We start from the raw sequence: 22572 nt of genomic DNA on the forward strand, positions 1-22572 counted from the left end.
AGGCGAGGTCCCGCAAACACCGTCCGGCTGTCTGCCGGGGACCTCGGCAAGTTGAAATCAGGGTGCCCAGAAAACCTCTACGGGCCTCTCGGCTGTGTCGAGCACGGCACGAATGGGTTTTCGCGTTTCCGATCCCATCGCGCTCTCGAATGCCTTGCGCTTGTCTTCGCCTTCGATGTGCAGTGCGACGAAGCCGGCCCTGACGATCCGCGCCAGCGACAGCGTCAGGCGCGGTTCGCCGGCGCTTGCCGCGTGGACCGGGAACACGATCCTTTCCGAGGACGGGTCGAGCAGTTTTTCCAGATTGTCGGCGTCCGGAAAGAACGATGCGGTATGGCCATCGGTTCCCATGCCAAGCACGACCACATCGAGCGGCCAAGGCAGCGACCGCAACATCCTGCTGTCGGCCTCCCACGTATCCTCGATGCTTGCTGCCTCGTGGTAGAGCGGCACGAAACGTGCGGCTGCGGCCGCGTTTTGCAAAAGATTGGCGGCGACCAGCCCGGCGTTGGAGCGCGGCGACGAGGCCGGCACGCAACGCTCGTCGACCAGCGTCACAGTGACCTTGTTCCAGGCGATCGGGATATTCGAAAGCGATGCGAAAAATTTCGCCGGCGTCGTGCCGCCGGAAACGGCGAGCAGTGCCGTGCCGCGCTCTGCGATTGCATTGGTCAGGCGGCCTGCGACGTGGCCGGCAAGTGCTGCCGCCAGGTCCTGGCGTTCGGCAAACGCGTGCCAGCTGTAGGCGGTGCCGTTCAATTGCTCTCGTGCCATGTCCGCCCGTCGCGTTCGATCAGCGCAATTGAGGCCGAGGGACCCCATGTGCCGGCCGTATAGCCCTGCGCCTCTTGCCTTGCGCTTTCCCATGCGTCCTGGATCGGGTCGATCCATTTCCACGCCGCCTCGACCTCGTCGCGGCGCATGAACAGCGTCTGGTTGCCACGGATGACGTCCATGATCAGCCGCTCATAGGCATCGGGGGCGCGGCCGTCGAACGATTGCGCAAAGCTCATATCGAGCGGAATCTGGCGCAGCCGCATGCCGCCGGGCCCCGGATCCTTGATCATGATGAACTGCTTGACGCCTTCGTCGGGCTGCAGCCGGATGACCAGCTGGTTGGCGGAGATCGGCCCGGCGCTGTCGCCGAAGATCGAATGCGGAATCGGCCTGAATTCGATGACGATCTCCGAGACGCGGGTCGCCAGCCGCTTGCCTGTCCTGAGGTAGAACGGCACGCCCGCCCAGCGCCAGTTGCCGATTTCAGCCTTGAGCGCAACGAAAGTTTCGGTGTTGCTGTTCTTGCCGAGCTCCTCGACATAGCCTTTCACCGGCCCGCCGGCCGAGGCCCCGGCACGGTACTGGCCGCGCACCGTGTGCTTGGGGGCTTCGTTGCCGTTGATGCGTTTCAGCGCCCGCAGAACCTTCAGCTTTTCGTCGCGCACCGCATCGGCGTCCATCGATGACGGCGCCTCCATGGCGACGAGGCAGAGGAGCTGCAGCATGTGGTTCTGCACCATGTCGCGCAGAGCGCCGGCCTTGTCGTAATACGTGACGCGGTCTTCGAGGCCGACGGTCTCGGCCACGGTGATCTGCACATGATCGACATTGGCGGAATTCCACAGCGGCTCGTAGAGCGCGTTGGCAAAGCGCAACGCCATCAGGTTCTGCACCGTCTCCTTGCCGAGATAGTGGTCGATGCGGAAAATCTGGCTTTCATGGAAATCATCGCCGACCAGATCGTTGAGCTCGCGTGCCGAGGCGAGATCGCGCCCGATCGGCTTCTCCAGCACGATGCGCGAGTTCGGCGTGATCAAACCGTTCTCTTTCAGCTTGTGCGAGATGTCGCCGAACAGCGCCGGCGCCACCGCCAGATAGAAAGCGCGGATGCGTTCGCTGTCGCCGATCACCGTCTTCAATTTGTCGAAGCCCGTGCCATTGGTCGCGTCGGCCGAGACATAGGAAAGCCGAGCAAGAAACGTCTTCAGCTCCGTGGCATCGATATCGGCCGGTTTCACATGGTCGGAAATCGCCTGCCTGGCGAACGCCTGGAATTCCTCGTCGGTCATTTTCGAGCGCGACGTGCCGATGATGCGCGTCGGTTCGGAAAATTGATGGCCGCGCTGGCGATGATAGAGCGACGGCAAAAGCTTGCGTTCCGACAGATCGCCGGTGCCGCCGAAAATGATGAAGTCGAAAGGCTCGACGGGAATGATCTGGCTGGTCATGGTCTGTCCGCTTTAACGCCGGTCGCTGTGACGCGGTCGATATAATCTAATCGATTTAGATTTTCCAGTGCCACGACGTCACATCCCAAGGTCAATGAGTCTTTGCCGGTTGGCCTTGAGGTATGCCTTGACACTGGCGCAACCCGGCGGCTTGTCGGCGAGGTGTTCCGGGTGGCCTTCGCAGATGCAGCATAGAGCGGGATCGAAGCGAAAGCCAAAGGAGAAATCGAGCGTGTATACTGATCTTTCGGCGGCCATCGCCGGCGACTGCCCGAGCGATCGTCTTCAATCATGAGTGAGAAAGTCATGCGCCTGGAAAACAAAGTTGCCATCATTACCGGTGCCGCGTCAGGTTTCGGCGAGGGTATCGCCAAGCGCTTTGCCGAGGAGGGCGCCAAGGTCGTTGTCGCCGACCTCAACGCCAAGGGCGCCGAACGCGTCGCCAACGAGATCGGCCGGGCGGCGATCTGGACCCAGACGGACGTCTCGTTGCGTTCCGAGTTCGACGAGATGGTCGATGCCGCAAAGAGCGCCTTCGGCCGCATCGACATCATGGTCAACAATGCCGGCTACACCCATCGCAACGGCGATATGCTCGAGGTCGACGAGACGACCTTCGACCTGATCACGGCCGTCAATATGAAGGCGATCTACCACGCCGCTCTGGCGGTTGTGCCGGTCATGGATGGGCAAGGCGGCGGCATTATCCTGACCACGGCCTCGACGGCCGGCATCAGGCCGCGGCCCGGCCTCACCTGGTACAATGCGTCGAAGGGCTGGGCGATCACCGCGACCAAGTCCATGGCGGTGGAACTCGCGCCGAAGAACATCCGCGTCAACTGCCTCTGCCCGGTCGCCGGCGAGACCGGCATGCTGGAAAAATTCATGGGCGCCGACACACCCGAAATCCGCGAGAAATTCCGCGCGTCGATCCCGCTTGGCCGGCTTTCGACGCCGCTCGACATAGCCAACGCGGCGCTCTGGCTCGCTTCGGACGAGGCGGCTTTCATCACTGGCGTGGCGCTGGAAGTCGACGGTGGACGTTGCATCTGAGCCGTCCGGCCCTGGCGGTTTCAAGTTTGACTTGACGGTCATCGCCCTCGCTGGACGCGGCGGCCGACTGTATTACAGAAGCCATCCAAGCCGTGGTGCAACGTCGGGGGATCGCCTGACCAGCCCTAGGCGCCGGTCTTGACGAAGCTCTTGTAGATCCAGCCGCGTTTGCCGTTGTAGACGATCTGGCACCATTTCTTGCAGCCCATCACCTGAACCGAGGTCTTGGCGGGAATGGTGACGATGGCGGCCGCACTGTTCTTCGGACCGGTGCGCATGGTGACGCCCCTGAGGATGCGTCCGATATCTGCCGTGCTTGCTTGCTTGGCCTCGACTTTGGCCTGGGCGCCATCCGTCTGTGTCGCGGCCGGCAGCGGCTTCGGGGTGGGGATGGCGGCGGTTGGCGCACCGTCCGTCGCCGTCTTGGTGGGAGCAGCGACTTTGGCAATCAATGCTGCCACTTTGGTTTTCGCTGTCGGATCGGCGAATGCCGCCGCAGTGGACGGCTTGTCTGCCGTTTGTTCAGCCTTGCCTGCCATCTGGCCGGATGTGGATCCCGATCCTGTCCAGCGAGGATCATTGGGCGACAGCGCCGGTATCTCGGCCTTCGCCGCAACCATCGCCGGCGAAACCGCATCGGCCTTGCTCGCAGCCTGTTGCACCGCGGCGACCTTCGAGGCCGCGGCCGGCACGATCCTTGTTGTTTTTACTGGAATGCTTGAAACGATCTGCTCGGGACTCGCGACCGCTTGTCTCTCGTTGGCCGGCAATGCCAGCCATAGCGCCAGCGCGGCCACGCCAAGCAGCGCTGCTGTGCCAAACGCGGCGATTACCAGATGCAAGTTCGACCGGATTTGCTGCCAGAACCTGGGTCGCACGTCGTAGCCAAACTGCATCGCAAAGCGCCGTCGTTCCGGCGTGCCGAAACTGAAGGGCTCTCTCACTCTTGCAACCTCCATTTGCGGGCCGACGTTCTTACGACCTGTGCCGGGAAAACCGGCATTCGGTCGGCATCGGTCCCAAACCAACGCGGGCAGGCCCGCAAAGTCCCCGTTCAACTGCCCTGAGCAGGCATCCTTTGCCGGCGATTGTGGCATCACTGCGCCCTTGCCGGGCGGATTCTGCACCTTTGCGCTCGATTCTGCAACTTGGAAGGGATTTTGCAATCTATGGTTATATCCTGTCCCTCAAGGCATACCAGTTGAGCGCAAGAAAGAGCAGAGGCGCGCGGAAGCGTCGACCACCGGGAAAGGCCGGGATTTTGAGGTCCTCGATCAGCCTCAGCCGGTCCCGGTTGCCGGCAACGGTTTCGGCATAGAGCTTGCCGAAAAAGTTCGACAGCATGACGCCGTGACCGGAATAGCCGCCGACAGAGATCACATTGGCCATCACCTCGCGCACGAAAGGTTTTCTCGGCATCGTGATGCCGACATAGCCGCCCCAGCCGTGAGTGATCTCGACGGCCTTCAGCGCTGGGTAAAGCTCGGCGATCTGCCGGCGGATGTGGACATGGATGTCTTTCGGATCGTTGACGGCATAGATCTCGCGCCCGCCGAACAGCAGCCGCCCATCCGTCGATTTGCGGAAGTAGCGCACGACGAAGCGGGAATCATCGACCGCCTCACCGCCCGGCAGCACGTTTGTGTCAGCCGCCAGCGGCACCGTCGCGCCGATGAAGGAGCCGATCGGCATGATGTGCGCGGCACTGATCGGCTCGAGCGTGCCGCCATGGGCGTTGACGCCGATCAGACATTTCTCGGCTGATATCGTGCCTTTCGCCGTCGTAACCCTGACCTTGCCGCCAAGCGACGCGATGCCGGTCGCCGGCGTCTGCTCGAACAGCTGCGCGCCAGCCTGCGCCGCCACCTTTGCCGTGCCGATCACCAGCTTCAGCGGATGGATGTGCCCCGTGCCGGTGTCGCGGGTGCCGCCGAAATAACGCGTCGAGCCCAACCGCTCAGCCGTCTCCTTGGCGTCCATGAAGGCGATGTGCGGATAGCCGAAACGGTTCGCCATGATCTCGGCATGCGCCTTGTAATCGTCGACATAGCGCTGCTTATGCGCCACCGAGATCTGGCCGGGCATGTAGTCGATCTCGATCTTGTTGACGGCGGCGAATTCGAGGAGATGCGACTTGGCCTCTTCGGCGAGGTCGAACAGCGCCTTGGCGCGGGAAAAGCCGTATTCCGCTTCGAGCTCCTCGGCCCAGGCGCGCTGACCGGTGCCGAGCTGGCCGCCATTGCGGCCCGATGCGCCGTCGCCGAAACGATGCGCTTCGATCAGCACGACATTGCTGCCGGCCTTGGCAAGGTGCGCCGCCGCCGACAGGCCGGTGAAGCCGCCGCCGACGATGACGACGTCGCATGTCCGGTCGCCGTCGAGCGCCTTGTATTCGGGCCGTGGGCCGGCCGTGTCCTCGTACCAGGAGCGGCCGGGGGAGATTGGGGATTGGTAGGGCATGATGATCGACAGGGAGTAGGGAGTAGGGGAGTAGGGCAGTAGGGCAGTAGGGCAGTAGGGCAGTAGGGCAGTAGGGCAGTAGGGCAGTAGGGCAGTAGGGCAGTAGGGGCTATTCAGGTGACAATTTGCGGATCAGAAGGCGCAATAGCGTCCCCACGCTTTCGCTGCGGTTCATCAAAGGTTCGACCGCCTCGTGCGAGGCGATTCCGACACGGTGCGCAATCTCCAGTTCCTTGAGTGATCCTTGGGCGATCCTGAGAAATTGCTGATAGGAAGCTCGGCTCTCTCGGCCGTAACCCTCAGCGATGTTGGCAGGCACTGAGGTAGCTGCCCGACGCACCTGACCTGTCATTCCATAGATCTCGTCTTTCGGCCAAGCTCGTGTCACTTCATAGATTGATACTGCCAGGTCCATTGCCTGCTGCCAGACGATCAGATCCCTGTAGGACTCGATTTTCGCCATTACGTGCCGCTCCCTACTGCCCTACTGCCGTACTGCCCTACTAGACATTCAACAACAGATACTCCCGCTCCCACGGGCTGATCACTTCCATGAAGGTCTCGAATTCCGCCCGCTTGATCGCCGCATAGGTCGCGGCAAACGACTTGCCGAGCAGCGCGCAGAGTTCCTCGTCGGCTTCGAACAGGTCGACAGCCTCGAGCAGGCTCCGCGGCAGGTCGATCTCTGCCTCGTTGGCGGTGGTGAGAACCGGCGGTTCGGCCTTGATCTTGTTGGTCATGCCGATCAGCCCGCAGGCGAGCGATGCGGCCAGCGCCAGATAGGGATTGGCGTCGGAGGAAGGGATGCGGTTCTCGACTCGCCTGGCTGCCGGGTCGGATCGCGGGACGCGGAAGGCGGTGGTGCGGTTGTCGTAGCCCCATTTGTTGTTGACCGGCGCCGAAGCCGACTGCGTCAGCCGGCGGTAGGAATTGACATAGGGCGCAAACATCACCAGCGCGTTCGGCACATGTTTCTGCATGCCGCCGAGGAAATGGAAGAAGGCTTCGGTTTCCGAGCCGTCCTCGGCAGAAAAGACGTTCCTGCCGGTCTTCTTGTCGATGATCGACTGGTGGATATGCATGGCCGACCCGGGCTGCCCCTGGATCGGCTTGGCCATGAAGGTGGCATAGATCTCGTGCTTCAGCGCCGCCTCGCGGATGGTGCGCTTGAACATGAACACCTGATCGGCGAGTTCGATCGGATCGCCATGGCGCAGATTGATCTCGAGCTGGCCGGCGCCTTCCTCGTGGATCAGCGTATCGATCTCCAGGCCCTGGCTTTCGGAGAAATGGTAGATGTCGTCGATCAGCTCGTCGAACTCGTTGACGCCGGCGATCGAATAGCCGGCGCCACCGCCGATCGCCCGTCCCGAACGCCCGACCGGCGGCGTCAGCGGGTAGTCCGGATCGGGATTCTTGCGCACGAGGTAGAACTCGATCTCGGGCGCCACCACCGGCTTCAGCCCGCGCTTGTCGTAAGCGGCAAGCACACGCTTCAGCACGTTGCGCGGCGTGAACTCGACCGAGCGGCCGTCCTGGTGGACGAGGTCGCAGATGACCGCCGCCGTCGGGTCCTCCTCCCACGGCACCACCGTCAGCGTGGAAAGGTCCGGCATCAGCTTGAGGTCGCCGTCGTCTTCCGGATAATGGAAGCCGTTGCCGTCCTCCGGATAGCCGCCGGAGATCGTCGTCATGAACACCGCCGAAGGCAGCGCCAGCGAAGTGTTGGAGGTAAACTTCTTCGACGGCATCATCTTGCCGCGCGCAACACCGGCCTGGTCGGGCGTGATGCATTCGATATCCTCGATGCCGCGCCACTCCAGCCAGGCGCCGACTTCCTTCCAGTTTTTCACACCACGTTGATTTTTCAAGAAGGCAGGCGTGCGGATACGTCCTCCGCGGCTCGACGGACGGACTTCCTTTTTTGCAGGCGGCATCATTCACCAGATTGGGTTGCGGATTTGGGATTATAGCCGGGGCCGGCGAGGGAAGGGAAGGGGAGCGCGGTTGCGTTCGCCTGCGCAGTTGAAAACTGCTCTGGGCGGCTTAGGTTCGACGCAAGTTCAATGACCTCGGTTGAAGACGTCGAATGCAGAACAATCATGAATTGACCACGATCGGCTTCGATGCCGACGACACGCTCTGGCAGAACGAGCAGTTCTTCCGCATGACCGAAAAGCGCTTTGCCGCGCTGCTCGCCGATCATGCCGAGCAGGAGCACATCTCGGCAAGATTGCTGGAGGCCGAGAAGCGCAACCTCGCCGTCTACGGCTTCGGCATCAAGGGGTTTACCCTGTCGATGATCGAAACGGCAATCGAAATTACCGAGGGCCGCGCGCCGGCCTCGGTCATCGCCGAGATTCTTGCCGCGGGCCGCGAGATGCTTGGCCATCCGATCGAGGCGCTGCCTCATGCGCGCGAAACCGTGGAAAAGCTGGCAGATGCGTATCGCCTGGTGTTGATCACCAAGGGCGACCTCTTCGATCAGGAACGCAAGCTGGCGCAATCGGGCCTGGGTGACCTTTTCGATGCCGTCGAGATCGTCAGCGACAAGAGCCCGGCCACTTATATCAATATCTTCAGCCGCCACGGTGATGGCGCCGAAAGAAGCATGATGGTCGGCAATTCGCTCAAGTCGGACGTGGTGCCGGCGATCGAGGCCGGCAGTTGGGGTATCCACGTGCCGCATGAGCTGACCTGGGCGCTGGAACATGTCGAGCCGCCGGTCACCGCGCCTCGCTTCCGCCAGATAGCCGATCTCTCGGAATTGCCCCGGCTGATCGAAAGCATCGGGAAAGCCGGCTGATCGCGTGTTTCGGTGTCGGACCGAACGTGCGCTGCAGGCGCATCGACGCCGGACATCGGCGTGTCGCAGTCCTTGTCGTCCGCTCCGTCACAGGGCCGCGCTGTCGCCGACGCCAAATCGCGCGGCCGCACACAATCCACGACGATAAGCCGTTTTCTACTTGCAAATCAGTCGCAATTGCAGAATATGCGAAAAGCGCGCCGCAGTCGCACAATGGCGGCCCGCGGCGAGACATTAAGAATCGCGACAGGAGAAATTGATGTTCGAGAGATACGGACGACGGGCTGTCGTTGGCTTGATGGCTGCGGTTTTCGCTGCGGCGGTGGCTTCAAGCCCAGCGAAAGCCCAAGAAAAATTCAAGGCCGTGACGACCTTCACCGTCATCGCCGACATGGCGAAGAACGTGGCGGGCGATGCAGCAATCGTGGAATCGATCACCAAGCCTGGAGCGGAGATCCACAATTACGCGCCGACGCCGGGCGATATTCAGCGGGCGCAAGGTGCACAGCTAATTCTGTGGAACGGGCTCAACCTCGAACTCTGGTTCGAAAAGTTCTTCCAGAACCTCAGCGACGTGCCCGGCGCTATTGTCTCCGAGGGCGTCCAGCCGATGAGCATCGCCGAGGGACCCTATACGGGCAAACCGAACCCGCATGCCTGGATGTCGCCGACAAACGCGCTGATCTACGTCGACAACATCCGCGACGCCTTCGTCGCGCACGATCCGGCGCATGCCGAGACCTACAAGGCCAATGCCGAAGCCTACAAGGCAAAGATAGAGGCGGCCGTCGCGCCGATCCGCGATAAGCTTGCCTCGATCCCGCAGGACAGGCGCTGGCTGGTGTCGAGCGAAGGCGCTTTCTCCTACCTCGCACGCGATTTCGAGCTGAAGGAGCTTTATTTGTGGCCGATCAACGCTGACCAGCAAGGCACCCCGCAGCAGGTTCGCAAGGTGATCGACGCCGTCAGGGAAAACAAGATCGTCGCCGTCTTCAGCGAAAGCACCGTGTCGGACAAGCCGGCCCGGCAGGTCGCGCGCGAGACAGGGGTGCATTACGGCGGCGTACTCTACGTCGATTCTCTCAGCGAGGCGGACGGCCCGGTGCCGACCTATATCGACCTGCTGCGGGTGACATCGGATACGGTTCAGAAAGGCCTCGCCGCAGGGCTGTCGCAATGAACGAAGCCGTTCCGCCTCTTGCCCCCGCGTTTGAGGATGCGGGAGGCGGTCTCGCCGTCCGCGGCGCGACCGTCACCTACCGCAACGGCCACACGGCGCTGCGGGATGCGAGCTTTGAAATTCCGACAGGCACGATCACGGCACTTGTCGGTGTCAACGGCTCGGGCAAGTCGACGCTGTTCAAAGCCATCATGGGCTTCTTGCGGCTGGCAAAGGGAGAGATTCTTGTTCTCGGACAGCCGGCCGCGGCCGCGCTGAGGAAGAACGTCGTCGCCTATGTGCCGCAGGCCGAGGAGGTCGACTGGAACTTTCCAGTACTGGTCGAGGACGTCGTCATGATGGGTCGCTACGGCCATATGGGCATGATGCGCCTTCCGAAGGCGGCTGATCGCGAGGCGGTTACAGCCGCGCTTGCGCGTGTCGGCATGAGCGATTTCCGCAAGCGCCAGATCGGCGAGCTTTCGGGCGGGCAGAAAAAGCGCGTCTTTCTTGCTCGGGCGCTGGCGCAGGACGGGCGCGTCATCCTGCTCGACGAGCCCTTCACCGGCGTCGACGTCAGGACCGAGGACGCTATCATCGAACTGCTGCGCGCGCTCCGGCACGAAGGCCGAGTGATGCTGGTCTCGACGCATAATCTGGGTAGCGTGCCGGAGTTCTGCGACCGTGCCGTGCTGCTCCGGAATACGGTCCTTGCCTACGGGCCGACAGGCCAGACTTTCACGCAGGCGAACCTGGAAAAGGCTTTCGGCGGCGTCTTGCGTCATTTCGTGCTGGGCGGCGCCGGGCTGCATGAGGACGACGACAGGCGCCGCCTTGCCGTCATCACCGACGACGAACGGCCACTGGTCTTCTACGGAGAGAACGGAGCCATGCAGCACAAGATGCGGGAACCGGACGAATGAGTGTCCTGCTCGAGCCGTTCGGCTACGAATATATGCTCAATGCCATGTGGGTGTCCGCCTTGGTCGGCGGTGTCTGCGCCTTCCTGTCCTGCTATCTGATGCTAAAAGGCTGGTCGCTGATCGGTGACGCGCTCTCGCATTCGATCGTGCCGGGCGTCGCCGGCGCCTTTATGCTGGGCCTTCCCTTCTCGATCGGCGCCTTCTTCTCCGGCGGGCTAGCCGCTGCGGCGATGCTCTTCCTCAACCAGCGCACCAAGCTGAAGGAAGACGCCATCATCGGTCTGATCTTCTCCTCCTTCTTCGGCCTCGGCTTGTTCATGGTGTCGCTGTCACCGACCTCCGTGAATATTCAGACGATCGTGCTTGGCAACATCTTGGCCATCACCCCGGAAGACACGCTTCAGCTCGCCATCATAGGCTTCGTCTCGCTCGCCATCCTGCTGGTGAAATGGAAGGATCTGATGGTGGTTTTCTTCGACGAGAGCCATGCCCGCTCGATCGGCCTCAACCCGAGCGCGCTCAAGATCATGTTCTTCATGCTGCTATCGGCCTCCACGGTCGCCGCGCTTCAGACCGTCGGCGCCTTCCTCGTCATCTGCATGGTGGTGACCCCCGGCGCGACCGCCTATCTTCTGACGGACCGCTTTCCGCGCCTGCTCGTCATCGCGGTTGTCATCGGCGCGGCCACGAGTATCAGCGGCGCCTATGCCAGCTATTTCCTCGACGGCGCCACCGGCGGCATTATCGTCGTCCTGCAGACGCTGATCTTTCTCGCCGCCTTCTTCTTCGCCCCCAAGCATGGAATGCTGGCAGCCCGCCGCCGCGCGGCGCGGGTGTTGGAGGCCAGCCTATGAGCATCCTCGATACGCTGCTTGCCCCCTTCCAGTTCGGCTTCATGGTCAATGCCCTGATTGTTTCGGTTCTGGTCGCTGTGCCGACTGCGCTGCTCTCCTGCTTCCTCGTTCTCAAGGGCTGGTCACTGATGGGCGACGCTATCAGCCACGCCGTCTTTCCCGGCGTGGTCATCGCTTACATCGTTGGATTTCCCTATTCGGTCGGTGCCTTCGCCGCCGGGATGATCTGCGCTCTCGCCACCGGCTTCCTCAAGGACAACAGCCGCATCAAGCAGGACACGGTAATGGGCATCGTCTTCTCCGGCATGTTCGGCCTCGGCCTGGTGCTCTACGTAAAGATCCAGTCCGACGTGCATCTCGACCACATATTGTTCGGCGACGTGCTGGGCATCGGCCTGCGCGACATCGTCGAAACGGGGCTCATTGCTGCGATCACGGCCGGCATCATCGGGATCAAGTGGCGCGACTTCCTGCTGCACGCCTTCGACCCGGCTCAGGCTCGCGCGGTTGGTCTTCGGGTCAATCTGCTCCACTACGGCCTGCTTTGCCTGATCTCGCTCACCATCGTCGGCGCGCTGAAGGCGGTCGGCATCATCATGGCCATCGCCATGCTGATCGCGCCTGGCGCCATCGCCTTCCTGCTGACAAGGAAGTTCAGCGCCATGCTGATCCTGTCGGTGGCGATCGCGGGCGCCGCGTCGTTTCTTGGCGTCTATCTGTCCTTCTTCATCGACAGCGCACCGGCGCCGACCATCGTTCTCATGCTGTCCGCCGCCTTCGTCGCGGCCTTCGCCGTTACCACACTCAAAGTGGGCCGAATGGAGATTGGCGAGGAACGCTAGAAACGGGCGGTCATTCTCCGGATTGACGAGAGCGTCGCGTTTTCTGGATCGGCTTCACGTAGATCTCCAGTCTGTGGCTGATGATCGTGAATCCGTGCTGTCGAGCGATTTCCTCTTGGAGCCGCTCGATCTCCGACGACTGGAATTCGACGACGTCTCCCGTCTCAATATTGATGAGATGATCGTGATGCTCACGGGGGACGGTTTCGTATCTGGCGCGCCGATCGCCAAAGGTGTGCCGCTCCAGAATGCCCTTTTCGCGCAGAAGGCTGACGGTGCGATAGACAGTGGCGAGCGCGATCGTCGGCTCGATGGCGACAACACGGCGATGGAGTTCCACCACATCCGGATGGTCGCTGGATTCGGATAGAACGCGCATGATGACGCGGCGCGGACCGGTGATGCGCAGTCCGAGTTTCCTGCAAAGCGCGGCGATGGTCTGTTCTGAGGACATGTCATTATCCGCCGATATCGACAGCCATGTCGCGAAGTCGGAACATGCCTGCGGATTTGTTCGAAGGTGCTATCCCAGATGCGTCGCAATTGCAAAAGGAGACGTAGCGGGGCTCATTGTCAGGCGGTACCGAGCGCTCGCGTACTGACATAAATACCCAGATTCGATCGCAAGAAGCGAGGAAAGGCGTGTAAGCCGGATCGGACGTCGGCTAGCTGCGTGCGAGCCCGATCAAATGGTCGATCACTGGCTGCAGCCGTTCGGTCGTGATCGGTTTGACGACAACTGCATCGACGACGCTCGACAGGCCGAGGCTCTCCGGTGTGCCGTTCTTGGTCGAAAGCAGGATCACCGAGGGAAGCGACCTGCCCGAGGTGCGTCGCAGCGCGTCGATACCGGACATCAGCGCGTCGCAGTCCTTGTTGTCAGCTCCGCCATCGAGGACGACAGCTCCGGGAATGAGCGATCGCAATGTCGTTGCTGCCGCCTCGGGCGATTCCGAAGTCGGTTTGAGTCCGGATCGTTCGACGATTTTCGAAACCACCACCCTGTTGACCGGCGATTTCCCGACGACGAGCACGCGGGTGAAGTCCGTGAGCATCTCGGGGTCCACATTCCGGCTCACCAAAGTCAGAGGGTTTACAGCCTTGGTATCGCGATTCACGGGGCGCATGAGCGGGCGGGCACTCGTCTGGTTTCAATGCAGGGTTGAAACTTTAGAAACAATTGCAGTGAGCTCGCTGCCTATGTCAAGCTGAAATGCGGACATCCAGAATATCGCAAGAAACGTTAAAATTTAAAGCAAGGTCTGTTTTGGGCCCGTATGCAACTGGTCATGCAAACGCAGATCACCTGCGCAGACTGCGCAGGTGATGCCGTAACCACCGACCGGCTTTGGTCGGATTTCGGTCAGCCGAGGCTCCGCTGCGTGACGATAACCGGGATCAGCAGATCGCCCCAGTTGCCGTCGCCGCCATGGTGCCGTGCCGAGCGCACGAGCTCCACCGACACACCGGCCTCGACCGCCTTCATCACCGACTGGTTGAGCCTGTGCAGGTCATTCGCCAGCATGCGGATGGTCGCTTGCTGGTCGACGTTCATGGTGGTGGCCTGTTCTTCGGCCCGTTCCTTGACGCGGCTTATCGATGCCATTGGTCTTCTCCTTCAGCGTATTTTATACCCCCTTTGGGGGCGTTCCTCTATTCTGTTGCCTTGCTGCTATTCCGCCGCCGGTTTGAACTGGGCGTGCTCGGTCGATTCGTGCATGGCCGTAGTCGAAGACCGGCCACCGGTGATCGCCATCGACACGGCGTCGAAATAGCCGGTGCCGACTTCGCGCTGGTGCTTGGTCGCGGTGTAGCCGTGGGCTTCCGCCGCGAACTCCGCTTCCTGCAACTCGGAATAGGCCGCCATCTGCCGCGCCTTGTAGCCGCGGGCGAGTTCGAACATGCCGAAATTGAGCTGGTGAAAACCGGCTAGCGTGATGAACTGGAACTTGTAGCCCATGGCGCCGAGTTCCTTCTGGAACCTGGCGATCGTGGCATCGTCGAGGTTCTTCTTCCAGTTGAACGACGGCGAGCAATTATAGGCGAGAAGCTTGCCGGGATGGTCCCTGTGCACGCCCTCGGCGAACTTCTTGGCCTGCGCCAGATCGGGCTTGGAGGTTTCGCACCAGATCAGGTCGGCGTGGGGCGCGTAGGCGACAGCCCGCGCGATGCAAGGCTCGATGCCGTTCCTGACGTGGTAGAAGCCTTCCACCGTGCGGCCGGCGCCATAGTCGACGAACGGCTGGTCGCGCTCGTCGATGTCGGAGGTGAGCAGCTTTGCCGCTTCCGCGTCGGTGCGCGCGACGACCAGCGTCGGCGTGCCCATGACGTCGGCAGCAAGTCGCGCGGCGTTGAGGTTGCGGATGTGTGCGGCGGTCGGGATCAGCACCTTACCGCCGAGATGGCCGCATTTCTTCTCCGACGCCAACTGGTCCTCGTAATGGACGCCGGCGGCACCCGCCTCGATGAAGGCCTTCATGATCTCGAAGGCATTGAGCGGTCCGCCGAATCCGGCTTCCGCATCGGCGACGATCGGCGCGAACCAGGTGTCGACCGAAAGCCCTTTGCCTTCGGAGGTCTCGATCTGGTCGGCGCGCTGCAGGGTGCGGTTGATGCGCTTGACCAGTTCGGGCGCCGCATTGGCGGGATAAAGCGACTGGTCCGGATACATGGCGGACGCGGTATTTGCGTCGGCTGCGACCTGCCACCCGGACAGATAGATTGCCTTCAGGCCGGCCCGGACCTGCTGCATTGCCTGGTTGCCCGACATGGCGCCGAGCGCGTTGACGAAATCCTCCTCGTGGATGAGCTGCCAGAGCCGGTTGGCGCCCATTTCGGCGAGGCTCTGCCGGATCTGGACCGAACCGCGCAGCCGCTTCACGTCCTCTGGCGAGTAGGGCCGCTCGATACCGTCGAAGCGGCCTTCCGGCGCCGAGGGGACGAGGTTGTAAAAATCGGTCATTTGGTCACTCCGGGTAAATCGCTGCTGGGATGGAGGCGCCGCCTCATGGAGAATTCCGCGCCGCTTTGGTGTGACAGCATTTACATTTCAGCGCGAAACAGGCGAGGAAAACCAGAAGATCGGCAGGAAAATAAGAGAAAACCTGTGTTGTGTTTGACAGCTAGGCGCTGTAAATTTGTCACGATTGTAAAACGCCGGCATGCCATCGCCGTGCAGAAGTCATGTAACTTTCTGTCAAGGACAGTCGAGTGGCCGATCAGAAGATCTTCGCCGGGCCGCGTATCCGCCGCATCCGCAGCGCCAAGGGCCTGACGCAGACGGCGATGGCCGAAGGGCTCGGCATCTCGCCGTCCTATCTCAATCTCATCGAGCGCAACCAGAGGCCGCTGACGGTCCAGCTGATCCTGAGGCTGGCGTCTGTCTACAAGGTCGACCCGCATGAATTGCAGGGCGAGGCGAGAGGGTCGGTCGCCGCCTTGAAGGAGGTGTTTTCGGACCCGCTGCTGGTCGGCGAATTGCCTGGTGACCAGGAGCTGATCGAGCTTGCCGAGGCGGCGCCCAACGCTTCCGCCGCGGTGATAAAGCTGTTTCGCGCCTATCGCGAGCAGGCCGAGCGCCTTTCCGACCTCAACGAGCTTCTCGCGCGTGAGGGCAAAGCGACGGCACTCTCCGGCGCCCGCTTGCCGATCGACGAGGTGCACGAGATTTTCGAGCGCCGGCCGAACCATTTTGCCGCGCTCGAAGCGGAAGCCGAGGCATTCACGTCGGTGCTCGATCCCGGCGACGATCTGTTCAGTGCGCTGAAGGCCTGGCTGAAGCGCGAATACGGCATCGTCGTCAAGGTGCTGCCGGTCGCCACCATGCCGAACTGGCGCCGTCGCTACGACCGCCACTCGCAGCGTCTGTTTCTGTCCGAGCGCCTGTCGCCATTCGACCAATTGCGCGAGGTGGCGATGGAGGCCTGTCTGATCCGCATGACGGTCGCGGTGGCAGGCGAGATCCAGGTGCTGAAGCTGAGCTCGGATGAAGCCCGCCGGCTCGCCCGCTTCGAGCTTGGCCGCTACGCCGCCCACGCGCTGATGATGCCCTATCAATCTTTTCACGCGGCAGCACACCGCGCGCGTTACGACATCGACGTGCTGCGCTCGCGCTTCGGCGTCTCCTTCGAGCAGGCGGCGAACCGCCTGACCATGCTGCAGCGGCCGGGCACGCCGGGCGTGCCGTTCTTCATGCTCGAGGTCGATAATGCCGGCAACCGCTTCCGCAAAGCGGGCAGCCAGGGCTTCCCGCAAGGCCGCTTCGGCGGCGGTTGTCCGAAGCTTCCCGTGCATGCCGCCTTTACCCAGCCCGGCCAGATCTTCGTCGAGGCGGTGGAAATGCCCGACGGCGCCGAATTCCTCTGCGTCGCCCGCACGCTCGAAGGACCGCAAGGCTCGTTTTCGGAGCGCCCGCGCCGTACCGCACTTCTGCTGGGCTGCGACATCGGCTTTCGTGACGAGATCGTCTATGGCGCGGCACTGCCGGGGCCGGCTGCCGCAGCGACCGGAAAAGCCGGACAGGGCACCAATCCGGCCACGCCGATAGGCCCCGCCTGCCGGCTGTGCGAACGGATCGGCTGCCTGGCCCGCGCCGAGCCGCCGGTGACGCGCCCGCTTGGCCTCGACGAAATGGTGACCGGACTAAGCGCCTTCGATTTCCAGTGAGGCCGTGGCAGGCGACCTGCCGTCCTTGCCATAACCGTCGCCGTCCGCTGGATCACGCCTGGCAATCGTCTTTGCGTTACGCCAATGAGGCACGTTCTTGTCGTCCGTTGCGCATCGTGCCGCCCCGAAATCGTCGACAGCCGTGCCCATGACCGACACCGCATCATCACCGATCGCCGTTTCGCCTGCCGTCTCGCCGCGTGAGGAGCGTATCGGCTTCCTGTTGATATTCCTGTCGGCGCTGATGTGGAGTTTCGGCGGCGCCATCGCCCGCTTCATCGACGCCGGCGACAGCTGGACGGTGGTGTTCTGGCGCTCGGTCTGGGCCGCCGCCTTCCTGATCTGCTTCATGGTCTGGCGCGACGGCTGGCACGGCACGGTGAGGTTGTTCCGCGGCATGGGCCTGCCCGGCCTTGCCGTGGCGTTCTGCTTCGCCACCGCATCGACCTCTTTCGTCGTGGCGCTGGCCTACACCACCGTCGCCAACATCCTTCTGATGCAGGCCGGCGTGCCGCTCCTGGCGGCGCTGTTTGCCTGGGTGCTGTTTCGCGAACGGGTCGCGGTGGCGACCTGGGTGGCGATTGCAGCCGTCATTGCCGGCGTTGGCATCATGGTATCGGAATCGCTCGATGGCGCCGTTTCGCCTATCGGCGACGGCTTGGCGTTGCTCATCGCCGTGATGTTCTCGATCGCCACCGTCATCACGCGGCGCTTTGCCCATGTGCGCATGACGCCGGCGACCTGCCTCGGCACGATGCTTGCCGGCGCATTCGCGGCGTCGCAGGCATCGCAATTCGGCGTCTCCAGCAGCGACATGGGCTTCCTCTTTGCATTCGGCGTGGTCAACCTGGGTCTCGGCCTTGCCTTTTTCGCCACCGGCGCCCGGCTTGTTCCGGCGGCGGTCGCAGCACTGCTCGGCACTTTCGAGCCGATCCTCGGCCCGATCTGGGTCTGGCTCATCCATTCCGAAGTGCCGTCGGGACGCACCATCCTTGGCGGCGCCGTCGTGGTCACGGCGCTGCTCGTCCATATCGGGCTCGAATTCAAGCGTCAGGCGCGGCCCGTGCGGCCGGGTGTCACCGGCATGCCGTCGCCTAATTGATGCAGCGCACGCGCCAAAGCGAGATGAGCCATTGACAATGGCGCAGCCGCGCGGGCAGGCTGCCAATACGGCAACAACAAGACAGGCTCATCTTGCCAAGTCTCCCCTCCGGGCCGACCGAGACCGGACAACATCGTCGTATCCCTGCCCGCGCCGTGGCGAGAGCCTTTGACGGCGCCGGAATGCCACCTGGATCACGACATCGGAACGGGGGGCTCGGCCGCTGCACATCGAAGCACCAAGGTGTCGGCGGTTCGCGCTTGTCGCTTGTCGGAAAGCCCAATAATCTGAAGCAAACGCCCAGCCGCGCAGCCCCGCGACGAGCTGGCGATGGAACACTCATCAAAGGAGAGACGCATGACCCGCAAAGCATTCTGGCTTTCGGCGACCTCGGCATTTCTGACGCTTTTCACCCTCGGCGCTCAAGCCCAGGACCGCGTCGTCAATGTCTATAACTGGTCGGATTACATCGACAGCTCGATCATCGAGGATTTCACCAAGGAAACCGGCATCAAGGTCACCTACGACACCTTCGATTCCAACGAGCTCCTGGAGACTAAACTGCTTGCCGGCGGCAGCGGCTACGATGTCGTCGTGCCGACCGCCAATTTCCTCGCACGCCAGATCCAGGCAGGTGTGTTCCAGAAGCTCGACAAGTCGAAGCTGCCCAACATTTCCAACATGTGGGACATCGTTTCGGAGCGCACAGCCAAGTACGATCCCGGCAACGAATATTCGATCAACTACATGTGGGGCACGGTCGGCCTCGGCTATAACGTCAAGAAAGTGCAGGAAGCGCTCGGCACCGACAAGATCGATAGCTGGGACGTGTTCTTCAACCCGGAAAAGCTGGCCAAGCTGAAGGATTGCGGCGTCTATGTCCTCGATTCCCCGAGCGACATCCTCCCGAACGCCTTCAAATTTCTAGGCATCGATCCCGAGACCACGTCGCCGGAGGATTTCGCCAAGGCGGAAGAACTGATGCTGAAGATCAGGCCTTACATCCGCAAGTTCCACTCGTCGGAATATATCAACGCGCTGGCCAATGGCGACATCTGCCTGGCGGTCGGCTGGTCGGGCGACGTGTTCCAGGCGCGCGACCGTGCGACGGAGGCCAACCGTGGCGTCGAGATCAGCTATTCCGTGCCGAAGGAAGGTGCCGAAATGTGGTTCGACCAGATGGCGATCCCCGCCGACGCGCCGCACGTCGCCGAGGCCCATGAATTCCTGAATTACATGATGAAGCCGGAAGTGATCGCCAAGTCGAGCAACTACGTCTTCTACGCCAACGGCAACAAGGCATCGCAGCAGTTCATCGACAAGGAGATACTCGAGGATCCGGCGATCTACCCGGACGAGGCGACGCTGGCGAAGCTGTTCACCATCGCCCCCTACGATTCCAAGACCCAGCGCGTCGTCACCCGCACCTGGACCAAGATCGTCACCGGGCAGTAGGCGACAATCAACGACCCCGGCAGGTGCTGCCGGGGTCAAGTCTTCCGGGGATAGAACGCAGGACGGAGTGGGATATGAAATCGCTGGGCAGCATCCGCAGGGATTTCGCGCCGTGGAACGATCCGAACGCCAAGCCATACATCCAGTTCGACAAGGTCACCAAGAAGTTTGGTGACTTCACCGCCGTCAACAATCTGTCGCTGACCATATTCGAGCGCGAGTTCTTTGCCCTGCTCGGAGCGTCGGGCTGTGGAAAATCGACGCTTTTGCGGATGCTCGCCGGCTTCGAGGAGCCGACCGCCGGCCGCATCCTGCTCGACGGCCAGGATCTGCGCGGCATCCCGCCATACCGGCGGCCGGTCAACATGATGTTCCAGTCCTACGCGCTGTTCCCGCATATGACGGTCGAGAACAACATCGCTTTCGGCCTCAAGCAGGACGGCATGCCGAAGCCTGAGATCGCGGCACGCGTTGGAGAGATGCTGAAGCTGGTCAAGCTCGAGCAGTTCGCCAAGCGCAAGCCGCACCAATTGTCCGGTGGCCAGCGCCAGCGCGTCGCGCTTGCCCGCTCGGTCGCCAAGCGGCCGAAGGTCCTGCTGCTCGACGAGCCGTTGGGTGCGCTGGACAAGAAGCTGCGCGAGGAAACACAATTCGAGCTGATGGACCTGCAGCAGTCACTCGGCCTTACCTTCGTCGTCGTCACCCACGACCAGGAAGAGGCGATGACCATGGCCGACCGTATCGCCATCATCGACAAGGGCGAGGTAATGCAAGTGGCGACGCCGGCGGAAGTCTACGAGGCGCCGGGCTCCCGTTTCGTCGCCGGCTTTGTCGGCAACGTCAACATGTTCGAAGGCAAGATTGCTTATGGCGAGGCCGGCGCGGCAAGCATCGACGCGGGCAACGGCATCACCATTCGGACGGAGAATGCCGGCGATGCGGCCACCGGCGCGGCCGTCGCCTTCGCCATCAGGCCGGAGAAGATCAAGGTGTCGTCGATGAGACCGGCCGGTGCCGTCAACGCCATCGAGGGCGAGGTCTATGATATCGCCTATCTCGGCGACATGACCGTCTATCACGTCAGACTGGATGACGGCCACGTGGTGCGGGCGAGCACGATGAACGCCGCTCGCGTCACCGAGGATCCGCTGAACTGGAACGACCGTGCCTGGGTGTCGTTCAGGCCGGACGCCGGCATCGTGCTGACGCGATAGGGGCAGTCATGTCGAATGCCGCTGTCGCCGCTGCAACAAGCTCTCGGGCCGCCGATGCGGGCAAATCCGCCCTGGCCAGACTGGGAGAGGCCGTCGTTGGCCGCCTTGTCGTCATCATCCCCTATCTGTGGCTGGTGTTCTTCTTCCTGATTCCGTTCGTCATCGTCTTCAAGATTTCGCTGTCGCAGACGGCGATCGCCATACCGCCCTACACGCCGGTACTCGGCTTGGGCGATGGGCTTTCCGGTTTTTTCGCTCAGCTGAAACAGCTCAGCATCGACAACTACGTGTGGCTGACGCAAGATGCGCTCTACGTCAACGCCTACGTGACGAGCGTCATCGTCGCCGCCATTTCGACGGTGCTGACATTGCTTGTCGGCTACCCGATCGCCTATGGCATGGCGCGCGCGCCGGCGATGCTGCGCCCGACTTTGCTGATGCTGGTGATCCTGCCGTTCTGGACCTCGTTCCTGATCCGCGTCTACGCCTGGATCGGCATCCTCAAGCCCGAGGGGCTGCTCAACCAGCTGCTGCTCGCCACCGGCGTCATCGGCCAGCCGCTGATCATCCTCAACACCTATACGGCAATCTTCATCGGCATCGTCTATTCCTATCTGCCGTTCATGGTGCTGCCGCTTTACTCCGCTCTCGAGAAAATGGATTATTCGCTGATCGAGGCGGCCAAGGATCTCGGTTGCCCGCCGATCAGCGCCTTCTGGAAGATCACCTTTCCGCTGTCGCTGCCCGGCGTCATCGCCGGTTGCCTTCTGGTGTTCATTCCGGCGGTCGGCGAGTTCGTCATTCCCGACCTGCTCGGCGGCTCGCAGACGCTGATGATCGGCAAGACGCTGTGGAACGAGTTCTTCGCCAATCGCGACTGGCCGGTGTCGTCGGCCGTCGCCGTCATCCTGCTGTTGCTGCTGATCGTGCCGATCATGCTCTTTCAGCGGGCTCAGGCCCGCGCCCAGGAGCAGGACAAATGAACGCGACCTGGAGCCGCTTCAACATCACTTCGATCGTGCTGGGCTTTGCCTTTCTTTACCTGCCGATCGTCCTGCTCGTCGTCTTCTCCTTCAACGAGTCGAAATTGGTCACCGTCTGGGGCGGCTTCTCGACCAAATGGTACGTCTCGCTGTTCCACAACCAGGGCCTCATGGACGCCACCTGGGTAACGGCCCGCGTCGCCGTCATCTCGGCGACCGTGGCGACCGTGCTCGGCACGCTGGCGGCCCTCGCCTTGACGCGCTACACGCGCTTCAAGGGCCGGATGCTGTTTTCCGGCATGGTCTTTGCGCCGTTGGTCATGCCGGAAGTCATCACCGGCCTGTCGCTGCTGCTGCTCTTCGTCGCCGTCGGTCTCGACCGCGGCTTTCTCACCGTCACGCTTGCCCACATCACCCTGACCATGTGCTTCGTCGCCGTCGTCGTGCAGTCGCGCCTGATGACGTTCGACCGCTCGCTGGAAGAGGCCGCGATGGATCTTGGCGCGCCGCCGGTGAAGACCTTCTTCCAGATCACGCTGCCGGTCATCATGCCGGCGGTCGTGTCTGGCTGGATGCTGGCGTTCACATTGTCGCTCGACGATCTGGTCATCGCCAGCTTCACCTCAGGGCCCGGCGCAACCACGCTGCCGATGAAGATCTACAGCCAGGTTCGTCTCGGTGTGACGCCGGAGATCAACGCCGCCTGCACCATCCTGATCGCGGTCGTGGCGGTCGGCGTCATCATCGCTTCGCTCGCCAACAAGCGGCGCGAGGTGCAGCGCCAGCGCGATGAGCAGGCCGCGCAGCGTGGGTGACGAAAGGGGGCGGCAA

The 22572-nt window shown here is 62.3% G+C and carries 22 protein-coding genes; 12 read left to right on the top strand and 10 right to left on the bottom strand.

Annotated features, from left to right (window positions below; genetic code table 11):
* Positions 1–57: 57 nt before the first annotated feature.
* Both pgl and zwf read right to left on the bottom strand, forming a co-directional pair.
* A complete protein-coding gene (gene pgl, locus EN807_RS12065; RefSeq protein ID WP_135935073.1) occupies positions 58–774 on the bottom strand; it encodes a 6-phosphogluconolactonase in 717 nt (238 codons plus the stop codon).
* Complete coding sequence (zwf, locus tag EN807_RS12070; protein WP_135935074.1) at positions 756–2225, bottom strand: glucose-6-phosphate dehydrogenase; 1470 nt, start codon at positions 2223–2225, stop codon at positions 756–758. The genes pgl and zwf overlap by 19 nt, the downstream gene beginning before the upstream one ends.
* A gap of 306 nt (positions 2226–2531) precedes the next feature.
* Here zwf and EN807_RS12075 point away from each other — a divergent pair, with 306 nt between their 5' ends.
* The gene (locus EN807_RS12075; protein WP_135935075.1) at positions 2532–3278 is read left to right on the top strand and encodes an SDR family oxidoreductase; all 747 of its coding nucleotides are present in this window, start codon (positions 2532–2534) and stop codon (positions 3276–3278) included.
* A gap of 125 nt (positions 3279–3403) precedes the next feature.
* On the opposite strand, the gene EN807_RS12080 is transcribed toward EN807_RS12075, so the two are convergent.
* From EN807_RS12080 to EN807_RS12095, 4 genes are all read right to left on the bottom strand, one after another.
* The gene (locus tag EN807_RS12080; protein ID WP_189522394.1) at positions 3404–4222 is read right to left on the bottom strand and encodes an SH3 domain-containing protein; all 819 of its coding nucleotides are present in this window, start codon (positions 4220–4222) and stop codon (positions 3404–3406) included.
* Between the two features lie 229 nt (positions 4223–4451).
* Positions 4452–5738, bottom strand: coding sequence for an FAD-binding oxidoreductase (locus tag EN807_RS12085; RefSeq protein WP_135935077.1), 1287 nt, complete (start codon positions 5736–5738; stop codon positions 4452–4454).
* 109 nt (positions 5739–5847) lie between these two features.
* Complete coding sequence (locus EN807_RS12090) at positions 5848–6201, bottom strand: four helix bundle protein (protein WP_135935078.1); 354 nt, start codon at positions 6199–6201, stop codon at positions 5848–5850.
* A gap of 40 nt (positions 6202–6241) precedes the next feature.
* A complete protein-coding gene (locus EN807_RS12095) occupies positions 6242–7678 on the bottom strand; it encodes a glutamine synthetase family protein (protein ID WP_189522395.1) in 1437 nt (478 codons plus the stop codon).
* Positions 7679–7827: 149 nt separating this feature from the next.
* On the opposite strand from EN807_RS12095, the gene EN807_RS12100 reads away from it, so the two are divergent.
* The 5 genes from EN807_RS12100 (at position 7828) to EN807_RS12120 (ending at position 12322) form a co-directional block, all read left to right on the top strand.
* Complete coding sequence (locus tag EN807_RS12100; RefSeq protein WP_135935080.1) at positions 7828–8544, top strand: HAD family hydrolase; 717 nt, start codon at positions 7828–7830, stop codon at positions 8542–8544.
* A gap of 259 nt (positions 8545–8803) precedes the next feature.
* Entirely contained in the window at positions 8804–9724 is a 921-nt protein-coding gene (locus EN807_RS12105) for a metal ABC transporter substrate-binding protein (protein ID WP_135935081.1), read from the top strand.
* Positions 9721–10626 (top strand): manganese/iron ABC transporter ATP-binding protein, encoded by a 906-nt coding sequence (locus EN807_RS12110; protein ID WP_135935082.1) that lies wholly within the window; start codon positions 9721–9723, stop codon positions 10624–10626. Before EN807_RS12105 ends, EN807_RS12110 begins: the two co-directional genes overlap by 4 nt.
* A complete protein-coding gene (sitC, locus tag EN807_RS12115) occupies positions 10623–11480 on the top strand; it encodes an iron/manganese ABC transporter permease subunit SitC (RefSeq protein ID WP_135935083.1) in 858 nt (285 codons plus the stop codon). Before EN807_RS12110 ends, sitC begins: the two co-directional genes overlap by 4 nt.
* A complete protein-coding gene (locus EN807_RS12120) occupies positions 11477–12322 on the top strand; it encodes a metal ABC transporter permease (protein WP_135935084.1) in 846 nt (281 codons plus the stop codon). Before sitC ends, EN807_RS12120 begins: the two co-directional genes overlap by 4 nt.
* Before the next feature lie 10 nt (positions 12323–12332).
* Here EN807_RS12120 and EN807_RS12125 read toward each other — a convergent pair whose 3' ends face one another.
* From EN807_RS12125 to aceA, 4 genes are all read right to left on the bottom strand, one after another.
* Positions 12333–12776 carry a Fur family transcriptional regulator gene (locus EN807_RS12125; RefSeq protein WP_029348428.1) on the bottom strand — a complete coding sequence of 148 codons (444 nt, stop codon included), beginning with the start codon at positions 12774–12776 and terminating at the stop codon, positions 12333–12335.
* A 211-nt stretch (positions 12777–12987) separates the two neighbouring features.
* On the bottom strand, positions 12988–13377 hold the full coding sequence (locus tag EN807_RS12130) for a response regulator (RefSeq protein ID WP_246684069.1): 390 nt from the start codon (positions 13375–13377) through the stop codon (positions 12988–12990).
* A gap of 308 nt (positions 13378–13685) precedes the next feature.
* A complete protein-coding gene (locus EN807_RS12135) occupies positions 13686–13928 on the bottom strand; it encodes a hypothetical protein (protein ID WP_126043653.1) in 243 nt (80 codons plus the stop codon).
* 66 nt (positions 13929–13994) lie between these two features.
* On the bottom strand, positions 13995–15284 hold the full coding sequence (gene aceA, locus EN807_RS12140; protein WP_135935086.1) for an isocitrate lyase: 1290 nt from the start codon (positions 15282–15284) through the stop codon (positions 13995–13997).
* A 248-nt stretch (positions 15285–15532) separates the two neighbouring features.
* On the opposite strand from aceA, the gene EN807_RS12145 reads away from it, so the two are divergent.
* From EN807_RS12145 to EN807_RS12170, 6 genes are all read left to right on the top strand, one after another.
* On the top strand, positions 15533–16987 hold the full coding sequence (locus tag EN807_RS12145; protein ID WP_135935087.1) for a helix-turn-helix domain-containing protein: 1455 nt from the start codon (positions 15533–15535) through the stop codon (positions 16985–16987).
* Between the two features lie 148 nt (positions 16988–17135).
* A complete protein-coding gene (locus tag EN807_RS12150) occupies positions 17136–18089 on the top strand; it encodes a DMT family transporter (protein WP_135935088.1) in 954 nt (317 codons plus the stop codon).
* Between the two features lie 357 nt (positions 18090–18446).
* Positions 18447–19544 (top strand): polyamine ABC transporter substrate-binding protein, encoded by a 1098-nt coding sequence (locus EN807_RS12155; RefSeq protein WP_135935089.1) that lies wholly within the window; start codon positions 18447–18449, stop codon positions 19542–19544.
* 74 nt (positions 19545–19618) lie between these two features.
* On the top strand, positions 19619–20758 hold the full coding sequence (locus EN807_RS12160) for an ABC transporter ATP-binding protein (RefSeq protein WP_135935090.1): 1140 nt from the start codon (positions 19619–19621) through the stop codon (positions 20756–20758).
* A gap of 8 nt (positions 20759–20766) precedes the next feature.
* On the top strand, positions 20767–21741 hold the full coding sequence (locus EN807_RS12165) for an ABC transporter permease subunit (protein ID WP_135935091.1): 975 nt from the start codon (positions 20767–20769) through the stop codon (positions 21739–21741).
* On the top strand, positions 21738–22556 hold the full coding sequence (locus EN807_RS12170; RefSeq protein WP_135935092.1) for an ABC transporter permease subunit: 819 nt from the start codon (positions 21738–21740) through the stop codon (positions 22554–22556). Before EN807_RS12165 ends, EN807_RS12170 begins: the two co-directional genes overlap by 4 nt.
* The last annotated feature ends 16 nt before the right edge of the window (positions 22557–22572 follow it).

Source organism: Mesorhizobium sp. M5C.F.Ca.ET.164.01.1.1 (assembly GCF_004792125.1).
GTDB classification, from domain to species: Bacteria; Pseudomonadota; Alphaproteobacteria; order Rhizobiales; family Rhizobiaceae; genus Mesorhizobium; species Mesorhizobium wenxiniae.

Coding starts and splice junctions, on each gene's coding strand:
- pgl (WP_135935073.1), bottom strand. CDS start 774: ATGGCACGAGAGCAATTGAACGGCACCGCCTACAGCTGGCACGCGTTT.
- zwf (WP_135935074.1), bottom strand. CDS start 2,225: ATGACCAGCCAGATCATTCCCGTCGAGCCTTTCGACTTCATCATTTTC.
- EN807_RS12075 (WP_135935075.1), top strand. CDS start 2,532: ATGCGCCTGGAAAACAAAGTTGCCATCATTACCGGTGCCGCGTCAGGT.
- EN807_RS12085 (WP_135935077.1), bottom strand. CDS start 5,738: ATGCCCTACCAATCCCCAATCTCCCCCGGCCGCTCCTGGTACGAGGAC.
- EN807_RS12090 (WP_135935078.1), bottom strand. CDS start 6,201: ATGGCGAAAATCGAGTCCTACAGGGATCTGATCGTCTGGCAGCAGGCA.
- EN807_RS12095 (WP_189522395.1), bottom strand. CDS start 7,678: ATGATGCCGCCTGCAAAAAAGGAAGTCCGTCCGTCGAGCCGCGGAGGA.
- EN807_RS12100 (WP_135935080.1), top strand. CDS start 7,828: ATGCAGAACAATCATGAATTGACCACGATCGGCTTCGATGCCGACGAC.
- EN807_RS12105 (WP_135935081.1), top strand. CDS start 8,804: ATGTTCGAGAGATACGGACGACGGGCTGTCGTTGGCTTGATGGCTGCG.
- EN807_RS12110 (WP_135935082.1), top strand. CDS start 9,721: ATGAACGAAGCCGTTCCGCCTCTTGCCCCCGCGTTTGAGGATGCGGGA.
- sitC (WP_135935083.1), top strand. CDS start 10,623: ATGAGTGTCCTGCTCGAGCCGTTCGGCTACGAATATATGCTCAATGCC.
- EN807_RS12120 (WP_135935084.1), top strand. CDS start 11,477: ATGAGCATCCTCGATACGCTGCTTGCCCCCTTCCAGTTCGGCTTCATG.
- EN807_RS12125 (WP_029348428.1), bottom strand. CDS start 12,776: ATGTCCTCAGAACAGACCATCGCCGCGCTTTGCAGGAAACTCGGACTG.
- EN807_RS12130 (WP_246684069.1), bottom strand. CDS start 13,377: ATGCTCACGGACTTCACCCGCGTGCTCGTCGTCGGGAAATCGCCGGTC.
- EN807_RS12135 (WP_126043653.1), bottom strand. CDS start 13,928: ATGGCATCGATAAGCCGCGTCAAGGAACGGGCCGAAGAACAGGCCACC.
- aceA (WP_135935086.1), bottom strand. CDS start 15,284: ATGACCGATTTTTACAACCTCGTCCCCTCGGCGCCGGAAGGCCGCTTC.
- EN807_RS12150 (WP_135935088.1), top strand. CDS start 17,136: ATGACCGACACCGCATCATCACCGATCGCCGTTTCGCCTGCCGTCTCG.
- EN807_RS12155 (WP_135935089.1), top strand. CDS start 18,447: ATGACCCGCAAAGCATTCTGGCTTTCGGCGACCTCGGCATTTCTGACG.
- EN807_RS12160 (WP_135935090.1), top strand. CDS start 19,619: ATGAAATCGCTGGGCAGCATCCGCAGGGATTTCGCGCCGTGGAACGAT.
- EN807_RS12165 (WP_135935091.1), top strand. CDS start 20,767: ATGTCGAATGCCGCTGTCGCCGCTGCAACAAGCTCTCGGGCCGCCGAT.
- EN807_RS12170 (WP_135935092.1), top strand. CDS start 21,738: ATGAACGCGACCTGGAGCCGCTTCAACATCACTTCGATCGTGCTGGGC.